The organism is Phytoactinopolyspora halophila (assembly GCF_003287285.1).
Taxonomy (GTDB): Bacteria; Actinomycetota; Actinomycetes; order Jiangellales; family Jiangellaceae; genus Phytoactinopolyspora_A; species Phytoactinopolyspora_A halophila.
Genome location: NZ_QMIG01000026.1, coordinates 1 through 11,764, shown reverse-complemented (window position 1 = coordinate 11,764; position 11,764 = coordinate 1). Strand labels below are relative to the sequence as shown.

Here is an 11,764-nt window from a genome sequence, read left to right as displayed (position 1 = left end):
CGCCCCTCCCCTAGATGAGCGAACGGAGTACGACGAAGCCTTCGGCTGCTTCCACGCTGACCTCGCGCCCACGGACCCGCGTCGCCAGTTCAAGGCTTTCCGGGCTTCCGTGGTAGATCGGGGGCCGGACCTGGGATTCGTGCAAGCGCATCGCTTCGATCTTGGTGGCGAGGAAATCCGAGATGTCGATGTACCAGTTCGGGTGGAATCGATCATCGCCGAATGACCAGAACAACGACGTGTTGTCGTACGCCAGCACGAACGGAACCAGATGCCGCTGGCCAGGCACTCCGGGACGGGTCGCCGTGACGCACGCCCGGTACAGCGCTTCGTGATCCTGGTTGTAGCTCACCGCTGGAATCATCATCATCGTCGGGCGAATCTGGTCGATCGCGAGCCTGCCGTCCGACTCCAGCAGCCGCACCAGCTCCTTGCGCGGCACCGTGTCCAGAGCGAGATGGGTCTGCTCATCGGTGAACAGGACATCCCAGTCGTCGACCTTCAGGCGACGCATCACGGAGTCGAACTCGTTCAACCTCGTCGAATGTGACACCAGTTTCCTGTTGTGCCCCTGCCCGTCGTCACCGAAGTGCTCCAGGTCGCCCGCCGACACCAGCACGACGAACACCTCACCGCCGAGGGATTTGATGCGCGCGATGCTGCCGGCACATCCATAGGTCTCGTCGTCGGCATGCGGCGTGATGACCAGCAGCCGCTGCCTCGCCAGGAATTCATCACCGAACACGTGCGGCCACCTCCGCTCCGCCGGGCTCGGAGCCCAGCGACATCGTCGAACCGTTCGTCGCCGCCGAGCCGTGCTCGGCGGCGACACTCATGATGATGTCGTCGAGTCCGAGGTGCGGATCGAATCCGACGAGCTCACGTGCCAGGGCGATGTCCGGGACCCGGCGCATCGTGTCCTCGAACCCGTCGCCGTAGGCGTCGGCGTAGGGCACATGCTCGATCGTGCTCACGGAACCCGTGACGGCGATGACGCGCTCGGCGAGCTGGCGGATCGAAACCTCCTCGGGCCTTCCGATGTTCACGGCCTTCCCGTAGGTGGCCGGATGCTCCAGGAGGGCGATCAGTCCATCCACGGCATCCCAGACGTGACAGAAGCTACGGGTCTGTTTGCCGTCCCCGTAGACCGTCAACCGTTCGCCGCGCAACGCCTGGTCGACGAATCTCGGGATGACCATGCCGTAGCGCCCCGTCTGCTTCGGGCCGGCCACGTTGAACAGCCGAGCGATCACGACCGGAGTCCCGAGATCGGACCAGTACAGATACGCCATCGTCTCGTCCAACGCCTTGGCCTCCGAGTAGGACCAGCGGCGAATGAGTGGCGATCCGATCAGGCGATCGTCGTCTTCCCTGAGTGGGGCCGCGGGATTCTTGCCGTAGACCTCGCTCGTCGACGCGATCAGCGTGCGCACGCCGTGGCGGTGGGCACAGTCCAACACGTTCTCCGTGCCCTGGATATTGGTGCGTAGCCCGAGCAACGACTCCTGCAAGATGAGCTGGACGCCCACGGCCGCTGCCAGGTGAAACGCGGTGTCGACCCGGGACATCAGGCCGTCCACCAGCTTCTCGTCCAGAACCGAGCCGCGCACGAACTCGAATCCGGGATAATCGCTCAACCTGGCGACGTTGCTCACGCTGCCCGTCGAGAGATCGTCGATGCAGATCACGTGATGCCCAGCGGCGAGTAGACGCTCCGCCAGGTGTCCCCCGATGAACCCCGCACCTCCAGTTATCAATGTGGATGTTGTCGTGTTGCTGGCGTCATTGCATGACCACGCCAGCTCGTCCGATGACATCGGCACCGTGTTGCCCCCAAATCGATGACGCAGAAAACCCACCTCTACTGAAAATCCAGTAAGACACAGAGGGCGTGACGCTACCGTGATTCCGGCGTGACAATTCCATGATCATGAATGATTTCCCCCTCTCTGAGTGAGGAAATCATTCATGATCACACGTGGGGTTCGACGATGAAGGCTTCACTCGCTTCCGTCCCATCTGTGCGCACCCGGGCCCTCCCCCGGACATCCATTCGAGTGGCACGATGACGGTCTCCCCAGTGCCACAACAGGCCGGGCTTCTGGAAGCTGCGTTCCGCGACCACCTCGACATCACCGGTATCGATGTAGGCCCATACCCGGTCTGCTTCATAGGGCCACTGCCGCTTGTCCAGCCCTAGCAGATACGACGTGGCGACCTGCTGGGCGCGCTCCCGCAGATGGTTACCGCTCTCGCCACCGGAGCCCCCGACCTGGGACACCGCCCGGGCAGCCGCGGCGACATCCCGGGTCGTCTCCAGCCGCGCGAAGCGCGGCCGCAACCGTCTGAAGACCAACTCGGCAGCCGTCCCGGCAACGACAGCGGTCCCGACGACCACGATGAGCACGACCGGGTCCTCGCCTATCGCACGCCTGGCACCCAAGGCACGGCCATCGTCTGCCTGCGGCATGCTGTCGCCATACACGATGATGAACGGGACGATGACCGCGATGCCGATGCCGAAAAACACGGCCAGCGTGATCAATACTTCTTTCTTCACCGTTCCACCCCACTCGCCTCCACACTGGCCGCTGGTCAGCTACCGTCTCCGGGCGCTAGATAGCCGGCACGAGAATCCACCATCTCGGCGGTAAATATGGTACAAACCGAGGGCCGTCTCATCCGCGACCCGAGAATTCCACGTGATGCTGCCGATTGCCGAGGAGGACTGTCGATGTCGGCCTTGTACCCGCTACAGGAACGCCGCCGGCTCGGCCGGAAATATCGCTGGGCTGCCATCGCCCTCTGGGCTTTCATATTTGTCATCGGCATCGCCATCGTGGGAAATCTCGCCAGCCAGGACGACAGCGGGTTCCGGGACGATATCAATCCCCTCGTAGCGATTCTCCTGCTGATCGTGGGCATCGGCATCGCCGTCATGTCCCTGGCGGTCGTTCACTCTCGCAGCGCCGCGTGGAGGCGCGCGGCACGCGTCGAGGTGCCACCGGTGTCCGCTCAGGGAACCATAACGGACATCACCCACACCCGCCTGGCCAGCTTTGTCACGATCGACGTCGACGGAGGATCGGAGCTGCGAGTGCGCACCCGAGACCGCAACGACACGTGGAGCGTGGCGGGCGACGCCGTCGTCATCGAGCTGTATGGCACCGAAGGCACGGTGCTGGGTGCCTATCGAAACGAGCGAACGGGACGGACGCGTGCGGTGAGCACGCGGTTGAACCGCGGCGACACCGAGAGCACGTTGGCGTGACTCACGCGGTGGCGTGATGGGCGCTGCGTGGCGGCATTCACGCCGACTCGAGGATGCCAGATGGTCACGACCGGACGGGCCTTCCACCACCTCATACCCGGACCGGGAGGACGATCGGCGTCGCGGTGCGCGGGTGCGTGAGCACCTCGATTCCATGCTGGTACACGTCGCTGAGCAGATCGGCGGTGAACACGCTCGACGGCGGGCCGTCGGCCACAAGCCGGCCACCGGACAGGACGGCGACGCGGTCGGCAAAGCCCGCGGCCGAGTTCAGATCGTGCAGCACGAGCACCACCGCATCACCAGCGGCGGCCCGCTCCCGTGCCAGGCCGAGCACGAGCTCCTGGTGACGGACGTCCAGTGCCGCAGTCGGCTCGTCAAGCAGGATCAGCTGGGTGCGCTGGGCCAGCACTCGTGCCAGCGCCGTGCGGGCTCGTTCCCCGCCGGAGAGCGTGTGGAACCGGCGCGTCGCGAACCTCTCCACATCGGCCAGCCGCATCGCCTCGGCAATCGCCTCCCCGTCATCGCGCTCTCGTGCCGTGTTCGTCCACGGCGCGCGTCCCATCGCCACCACCTCGGCGACGGTGAACGGGAACGAGACGGTGACCTGCTGCAGCAACACGGCTCTCCGCATCGCGGCCGCAACGGGCGACCACGACGCCACCGGCCGGCCGTACAGCTCGACGTCTCCAGCGCCCGCCATCACGTCGGCGGTGAGCACGGACAGCAGTGTCGACTTGCCGGCACCGTTCGGCCCCACCAGCGCGAGAACCTCGCCGGCACGAATCTCCAGCGAGACCCGTTGCAGGACCCGTGCGCCGCCCAGGCTGACCTCCGCGTCGCGGATCGCGGCGATCACGTCACCCACGTCGACCGGTTCGGGCAGGCCGGTGCCGCGGCGGAGCCCGACGCTCATGCCCATCCCCCGGCACGCGTGCGGGTGCGGCGCAGCAACCAGAAGAAGAACGGCCCACCCACGAGGGCTGTCAGCATGCCGATCGGCAGGTCGGCGTATGCGATGGCGGTGCGGGCCACGAGGTCGGCGGTCACCAGGAGCACCGCGCCGCCCAGCGCGCTGGCCGGCACCAGCACCCGGTGACCGGGCCCGACGATCATACGGATCAGGTGCGGCACTACCAGGCCGACGAAGCCGATCACCCCGGCGAACGCCACGCCGGCTCCGACGAGCAGGGCCACGGTGACGATCACGACGATGCGCAGCCGCTCGACGTTGACACCCAGGTGCCGTGCGGACCGGTCACCGAGTGCCAACAGGTCCAGCGGGCCGGTCACCCCGATCGCCGTGATCAGCCCGGCGGCGATGAGCGGGAACGCGGCGCTCACGGCCGTCCAGCGTGCCCCGTTCAAGCTACCGAGCTGCCAGAACACGATCTGCTCGCGAGCGTCAGGACTGGCGATGAACGTGGCGAACGACACGATGGCGAAGGCGACCGCGGTCACCGCCACTCCGGTGAGAATGAGGGTTACGACCTCGGTCCGCCCGCCCGATCGCGACAGGGCGTAGACGAGCAGGGTCGCGAACAGCGCGGTGCCGAACGCGGCTGCGGGGACGGTCCATTCGCCGAGGAAGCTTGCCCCGGTGACGAAGACCAGGCTCGCACCGACCGCCGCGCCTGGCGAGACTCCCACGATCGCGGGTTCGGCTAGCGGGTTGCCGAAGACACCCTGCATCAACGCACCGGCGACGGCCAGCGCGGCGCCCACGATGATGGCCAGGACCACCCGCGGGAACCGCACCAGCCACAGGGTGTTCTCTCCCTGCGGATGTGCCGGCAACCGGCCGATGTCGAGCGGGATGTCGACGGCGAGCCCGGCACGGGCGAGCAACCACTCGAGGCCGGTATCGACGCGATGCGCGATCGAGCCCACAACTTCCGCGGGAACGATCGTCAGCTGGCCGCGTCCGGCGGCCACGACCGTGGCGATCACGAGCGCCGCGCCCAGGACGGCGAACAGCGCCGCACTCCGTCCGCGGCCCTTCCGGGGCTCGGACGCACGTGCGGGCTCGGGAGAGCCCCGCGACCCTCGCGCCGTGGTCTCCGGCCCCGGCACGATGTCCCGGACAGTGGTCACGGCGCGTAGACGGCTTCGGCCAGTGCCGCGATCGTCGCGCCGGTGCGCGGTCCGAAACTCAGCAGCTGGGCATCGTCCATATCGACCACGCGGCGGTGCTCGCCGGCGGGTGTCTGGGCCAGACCGGGTAACTCGGCCATTCCCTCCACCCCACCGATCGATTCGAGCCCCTTGGTCATCATGATGACCACATCCGGCTGCGCTTCGATCAGTGCCTCGGAGGTGATCTGGGTGAACGGCTGATCGAGGCCAATGTCGGTACCGACGTCGACGGCGCCGATGGCCCGGATCATGGCGTCGGCGCCGGATCCCGGGCCGGCCAGGAGCTGCACCATGCCTCCGCGGGTGTAGAGGAAGGCGATGCGCAGTGGCTCGACGTCGTCGGGCGCCATCGCCATGGCGCCGGCGATCTCGCCTTCGGTGCGGTCGATCAACGCCTCCGCCGCGTCCGGGACGCCGAGCGCCCCCGCGACGGCCCGGATCTGGCTGGGGATGCCGTCGATGGTGCGCGAGTCGTCGAAGAACACGACCGGAATACCGGCATCACGCAGTTGCTGATGAACTTCGGGCGGGCCGATACTCGAGTCGGTCAGCACGACGGTGGGGTTCAGCTCAAGCACGGCCTCGGCGTTGAGGTCGTGCCCGCCCGGCGTGACCACGGGCAGGTTCTCGGCCCGCGGGAAGCCGGTGGAGATGTCCCGGCCGACGACGCGGTCTCCCAGGCCAAGGCTGAACACGATCTCCGCGAGCGTGCCGTACAAGTCGACCGCCAGAATCCGGCTGGCGTCATCTATCTCGACGATCTCGCCGTCGCAGGACGCCACCTCCACGGGTAGCTCCGGCGCGGGGGCATCGACGACGGGGTGGACACGCTCGTTGTCGAGTTCGGCAGTGGTGCGCCCGGACAGCGACCGCGGATCGGCTTGCTCGCCGCGGCCCGCGAGATTCTCGGAAGGATCCGCGGGCTCCAACGGTTGACCATCGCCGTCCACGCTGACGGCGAATCCCTCGACCGGCTCCGGGCACGCGTCCACCGTGCGTGGCTCGCGGCCGTGCGCGGCGCCACCCTGCTCGCCGGAGCACGCTGCCCCGGTCGCGAGCACGAGCGCAGCCAGGATGGCGCAGGCGCCGGGGAGCGGGTGCCTCCGGCGGCGCACCCGGTAGCCACGGATCATTGCCACGGCGAGCGAACGGCGGCCGTGCGGGCGCATCACTGGCTCGGCTCCAGGCCAACGGCACGGGCGAGGTCGGCGAAGACGTCGGCGTTCAGCCGGAAGCCGAGCAGGACCTCGTTGACTACCCGTTCCTGCTCGTCGAGTTCCCACGGTGCCGCGTCAAGCTTGGCGCGGTACTCGTCCTTGAACCGCTTCGGTTTCTCGATCTGATCGAAACGGTAGAAGCTCGCCCCGTCGCCGTCGATGCCGTACGAGCGTGCCAGCACGGCCCGGATGGCCTGTCCACCGGACAGGTCTCCGAGGTATCGGATGTAGTGGTGAGCGACGTAACCGCCCGGCCAATCGATCGTCTGGTAGATGCGCTCGACGTAGCGCTGGGTGGCCGGTAGCGGCGCGATGCGCTGCGGCCACCCCGGTCCCAGGAGGACATCGAGATCGGCTTGCAGGCTCGGCAGGCGCCGCAGCCGGTCGGTGATGAACGGCCCGGCCGTGTGGGTGTGTCGCAGGTGCTCGGCCACGGATTCGAGTGCGTCATAGATGAACAGGTGCTGGCTGGCCAGCAGCGCGTATCCGGAACGGTCGAGCTGGCCGTTCATCAGGGCGGTGACGAATGCCGAGCGCTCGGCCTGGCGATGCACCTCGCGACTGCGCTCGCGCAGTGCCTGCGAGAACGGTGGTCGATCCAGCGTGGTCGTTGCGGTCACGGCGCCTCCTACGACATATCAGGTAAGGCTTACCAAAGCTAGACAAGGCTTACCTATACGATATCGTGCTTAGGCAAGCCTTACCTATTTGGCAGTCACGCACATCGTCCGCTCACACACATCCGAGGTGAAGGATGCGTTTACCCACTACACGGCTGGTGACCACGCTGGGTCTCGGCCTCGGCGTCTCGATCGCCCTCGCGGCGCCCGCGTCGGCGACGTCGGAGACCGGGCCCGAGGGACAGACGGTCACGGTCTCGAAAAGCCAGGAACTCGATCCGGACGGCGAGACGATCACCGTGTCCGGCTCGGGCTTCGACCTGAACACCGGCATCTACGTCGTGCTCTGCGTCGACAACGGTCCCGGCCAGCAGCCCACGCCCTGCCTGGGCGGCATGGACATGGAAGGCGGCACCGGCTCGTCGGCCTGGATCTCCTCCAACCCTCCGTCCTACGGGGAGGGCCTGGCACAACCGTTCGACGAGGAGAACGGCACCGGTTCGTTCAGCGTGCAGCTAACCGTCTCCGCAGCTGACGAGTACACCGACTGTCTCGACACGTCGATCGCCCCGAACGGTTGCGTCGTCGGGACCCGGGCCGACCACACCCGCTCCGCGGATCGCAGCGCCGACGTCCTGATCCCCGTGACGTTCGCCACATCCGGCTCGGATGAGCAGTCCAAAGCGGGGAACAGCGATGAGGCCGGCGATGGGGCCGGCGGCGAGGACGGCAACGAATCCGGCGGCGTGCCAGGCGAGTCCGCCGACGGCGGAGCCGCCTCGGGTGCGTCACCGAACGCCGACGACGACACCAATGACGGGCTGGCAGCCACCGGCTCGTCGACGACGGCCCCGCTCGTCGCGGGCGCGCTCGCCCTGATCGCCGGTCCTGCCGTGCTCGCCGTCGCACGCCACCGTTCCGCGACTCCTGGATCACCGACCCCGAGCAGCTGACAACGTGAGGAGCACAGCATGACCACGACACACTCCCGCCGGCACGCGGGGCGCGCGGCAGCCACCGGGCTGACCGCTACGCTCGTCGCCGCCACCCTCGCCACGGCCGGCGCCGCCACGCCGGATGCGGATACAGATGCGGATGCCCGGGCCGGGGCCGCCATCTCCGATGAGGTATCGGCGGGTGAGCTCACGTGGGGCCTGCGCGAGTCCTATCGCAACTACATCGCCGGGCCCATCGCCGGAGGCGAGATCGTCACCAGTGACGGCGCCGAATGGCTCGACGGGCCGGGCAACGCCCGCGGCCCGTTCACGTTCCCGAACGCCTCCGGCACCGCCGATCCGGAGACGGGCACCGGCGAGATCGCGTTCGAGGGCCAGGTGTACACCTGGGGACACGATTACGGCGACGGCCCCATCCTCGAGCTCACCATCAGCAACGTGCGGCTCCAGCTCGACGGTGACGGGGCGACGCTCGTCGTCGATGCCGAGTACCGCCCCTTCGCCGGTGCCGATCCCGGCCTTGAACCGCCCGAAACGGTCGAGGCCACGGATCTCGCATTCGCGACGGTCGATCTCAGCACCGCAGATCTCACACCGGACGAGGATGGCGTCGTCACCGTCGAGGAGGCGCCGACAACCGGGGTGCTCGAGGCCATGGAAGCCATTGGATGGGACGAGTTCTACTCCGCTGAACTACCCGACATCGAGCTCGACCCGGTCAGTTTCACCGCCACGCTGGAGCCCGACGACGAGGAACCGGATCCGGAGTGGGATCCAGTCGTCGAGGTGTTTGCCGCTGACGGCGAAACGCCGCTCGGTGACACGGAGGTCACGGCCGGCGAGGAGATCGTGGTCCGGGGATCGGGTTTCGACCCCGAGGCCAACCCCGCTGCCCGCCAACCGGTACCCGAAGGGCTGCCAGCCGGCGTTTATGTGGTGTTCGGCGCGTTCGCCGACCAATGGCAACCGTCGCTGGGCGCCGGCTCGGATGCCCGGACCGTATTGGACCAGCGTTGGGCGATGACGCGCGCCACCCTGGATGAGGTGCCGGAGCGGTACCGGGATGCGATCCTCGACGAGTACGTCGAGCTCACGCCCGACGGCACGTTCGAGGCCACCCTGACGGTCAGCACGGACGGGGATGCCGCAGGAAACTACGGCGTTTACACGTATGCCGCCGGCGGCGCCGTCACCGCCGAGCACGAGTTCGGCATCCCCGTGACGGTGGCCGATGACGGGGAGGAGACTCCGGAGCCCGGTATCGAGGTGTCGAAGACGGCGAATCTCGATCCGTACGCCGACTCGATCATCGTCACCGGCACCGGGTTCGCACCCGGCGATCTGGAGAGCGGCCTGCGGGTCGGCATCGGGCCGGAGGCCGGGGACGGTCCGGTACCCGAGCTCGATCCCGCTCTCACGCTGGAGCCGGGCAACGACGAGCACGCGCTCGGCGACGACGGCTCCTTCGAGGTCGAATTGCAAACCGTGGATGTCGAGCCCGGGGCGACGCTCGCTGTCCACACGGCGCCGGTCGACGGGGACGCCCACCCGGCGTACACGACGAGCACGCCGATCTCGTTCGCCGACGCCCGCACGCCCGAGCTGACCGTCGAGCCGGCCACCGACATCGAGGTCGGCCAGGAGATCGAGGTCACCGGTACCGGGTACGCACCGAATCGGCCCATCTCGGTGGCGATCACGGCCAACACGTCCACCCACGAGGAGTACGGCTGGCCCACCGGTTGGCTGGCGCACGGTGTCGTGCGCGCCGACGCCGATGGTAACCTGAGCCGGACCTTCACCGTCCCCGGCACTGTCACCGGATCGGGTGAGGACTGCCTGCAGGAGCGGTGCTACGTAGCGAGCTTCAGCTCGGCGCAGGCCGAGGACGCGACACCGATCGACTACCGGGCAGACCGCAGCCAGGACGTCCTCGTCCCGGTGACTTTCGCCGACGCCCAACCCGACCCGGACCCCGATCCCGAGCCCGAGCTAACGATCTCGCCGTCGACGGTGGTGCAAGGCGAGGACGTGACGTTCCACGGCGACGGACTTCCCGCCGGGGAAACCGCACAGGTCACGGTCAGCACCGAGCCAGGCAGCACCGCCGGTGACGGAACCCTGGATTGGGGCGTTCGCGAATCGTTCCGCGACTACATCGAAGGTGGTGTCGCGAACGGGTCCATCGAGGTGCATGACCCTGCCACCCGCAACGACGACGGCACGTTCCGGTTCGCCGACGGCGAGGGGCACGTCGACAGCGACCGTGCCGAGCTGTCCTTTGCCGGCCAGATCCACTTCGCGGGACACGACCACGGCCAGGGACCGCTCCTGGAACTCACCATCACCGATCCGCAGGTCGTCATCGACGGCGACACCGGCGTCCTCGTCGCCGACGTGGCGAGCAAGAGCCTCGACAGTGGGGAGATCGTCGAGTATCCCGAGGTGGACTTCGCGGCGCTCGACCTGAGCGACCACCCGCTCAACGTGGACGACGGGACCGCCTCCGCCACCGACGTCCCGGCGACCCTCACTGCCGGCGGTGTCCCGGCCTTCGCCGACTTCTACGAGGAGGGAGCCGAGCTCGACCCGCTCAGCTTCGCCGTCACCGTCACCGACGGGCAGGCGGTTGACGTCGGCTCCACCTCCGTCGACGACGCCGGCGCCGCCGAGCTGACCTGGACCGTGCCGGGCGACTTTCCATTGGGTACCGCAACTGCGGCACTGACCGCCGGCCAGGTCGAGCTTTCCGGTGAGTTCACCATCGAACCCGGCGAGCCAGCCGGCGACGAGAACGGCAACGGGGACGACGACGGTTCCGGCAACGGGCCGGGTAACGATCCGGGCGGCACCGGTGACGGTGACGACGGTACCGGTGACGACACGTTGCCCGACACGGGCACTGGGACCGCGTCGTTGCTGCTCCTCGGCACGCTGATCCTGTGTACAGGCGCCGCCATCTGCACGCTTCGCCGCCGCTTCGGCACCGCCTGAGGATCCGCGGCTCGCCGGCGTGGCGCCCGGCCAGTACGCGCTCCACGGTCTTTGCGGCCGTGGGGCGCGTGCTTTTCACTGCTTCGGCACCGTATTCCGCAATATCGCACGACGACCGCAGACAATACGTCTCACATTCAGCGGGCTGGGGGATACATTCCACTGCGAGTTTCAACGACCGTCGCGCACAAAATATGACTTTTTTATCACTATTAGTGCATCGATAAGTGCGCTCCTGCCCCGGGCGGCAGATTTTCAGTCACGGCTCGAGTCATCATCGGATTCCTGCCCGCACGAAGGCGGGACAATTCATCGCCACGGTCGGGAACGGTGCCGGGATCGTTCGCGCGACCGGAGATCTGCGCCAGGGCGGTCGTTGCCGACGCAATCGAGGTGCCGACCTGGGCGTGATCGCTGTGCGTTGCCGCGGGCACGTGTCCAGCGTGCGCACGAGGCGCTGCGGAGGGCGGCCGGGCCTGCCGCCGCGGCCGTGGGGGGCGGGAGTCGACGCGAGGGGCGATGCGAGACTATCTAACGTTGAGTGGTGATCAAGCTTGAAACTCGAGTCGG

General features: G+C 67.7%; 10 protein-coding genes. 3 read left to right on the top strand and 7 right to left on the bottom strand.

What is annotated here, in order from left to right:
* Window positions 1-10: 10 nt before the first annotated feature.
* The 3 genes from DPM12_RS18795 to DPM12_RS18785 all read right to left on the bottom strand — a co-directional run bounded on the left by DPM12_RS18795 (window position 11) and on the right by DPM12_RS18785 (window position 2,560).
* A complete protein-coding gene (locus DPM12_RS18795; protein WP_158542949.1) occupies window positions 11-745 on the bottom strand; it encodes a PIG-L deacetylase family protein in 735 nt (244 codons plus the stop codon).
* The gene (locus DPM12_RS18790; RefSeq protein ID WP_112259892.1) at window positions 735-1,817 is read right to left on the bottom strand and encodes an NAD-dependent epimerase/dehydratase family protein; all 1,083 of its coding nucleotides are present in this window, start codon (window positions 1,815-1,817) and stop codon (window positions 735-737) included. The genes DPM12_RS18795 and DPM12_RS18790 overlap by 11 nt, the downstream gene beginning before the upstream one ends.
* A gap of 155 nt (window positions 1,818-1,972) precedes the next feature.
* Entirely contained in the window at window positions 1,973-2,560 is a 588-nt protein-coding gene (locus DPM12_RS18785; RefSeq protein ID WP_112259891.1) for a hypothetical protein, read from the bottom strand.
* A 174-nt stretch (window positions 2,561-2,734) separates the two neighbouring features.
* Between DPM12_RS18785 and DPM12_RS18780 the strand changes: the two genes are divergently transcribed.
* Window positions 2,735-3,271 (top strand): hypothetical protein, encoded by a 537-nt coding sequence (locus tag DPM12_RS18780; RefSeq protein WP_112259890.1) that lies wholly within the window; start codon window positions 2,735-2,737, stop codon window positions 3,269-3,271.
* A gap of 91 nt (window positions 3,272-3,362) precedes the next feature.
* Here DPM12_RS18780 and DPM12_RS18775 read toward each other — a convergent pair whose 3' ends face one another.
* From DPM12_RS18775 to DPM12_RS18760, 4 genes are read right to left on the bottom strand one after another with little or no spacing between them, the layout of a single operon-like run.
* The gene (locus DPM12_RS18775) at window positions 3,363-4,193 is read right to left on the bottom strand and encodes a heme ABC transporter ATP-binding protein (protein WP_112259889.1); all 831 of its coding nucleotides are present in this window, start codon (window positions 4,191-4,193) and stop codon (window positions 3,363-3,365) included.
* Complete coding sequence (locus DPM12_RS18770; protein ID WP_211659140.1) at window positions 4,184-5,365, bottom strand: FecCD family ABC transporter permease; 1,182 nt, start codon at window positions 5,363-5,365, stop codon at window positions 4,184-4,186. Before DPM12_RS18770 ends, DPM12_RS18775 begins: the two co-directional genes overlap by 10 nt.
* On the bottom strand, window positions 5,362-6,576 hold the full coding sequence (locus tag DPM12_RS18765; protein ID WP_211659139.1) for a heme/hemin ABC transporter substrate-binding protein: 1,215 nt from the start codon (window positions 6,574-6,576) through the stop codon (window positions 5,362-5,364). The genes DPM12_RS18770 and DPM12_RS18765 overlap by 4 nt, the downstream gene beginning before the upstream one ends.
* On the bottom strand, window positions 6,576-7,244 hold the full coding sequence (locus DPM12_RS18760) for a biliverdin-producing heme oxygenase (protein WP_211659138.1): 669 nt from the start codon (window positions 7,242-7,244) through the stop codon (window positions 6,576-6,578). Before DPM12_RS18760 ends, DPM12_RS18765 begins: the two co-directional genes overlap by 1 nt.
* Before the next feature lie 134 nt (window positions 7,245-7,378).
* Between DPM12_RS18760 and DPM12_RS18755 the strand changes: the two genes are divergently transcribed.
* Window positions 7,379-8,197, top strand: a complete 819-nt coding sequence (locus DPM12_RS18755) for a hypothetical protein (RefSeq protein WP_123788422.1) — start codon at window positions 7,379-7,381, stop codon at window positions 8,195-8,197.
* 18 nt (window positions 8,198-8,215) lie between these two features.
* Window positions 8,216-11,194, top strand: a complete 2,979-nt coding sequence (locus DPM12_RS18750) for an HtaA domain-containing protein (protein WP_112259887.1) — start codon at window positions 8,216-8,218, stop codon at window positions 11,192-11,194.
* Window positions 11,195-11,764 lie beyond the last annotated feature (570 nt).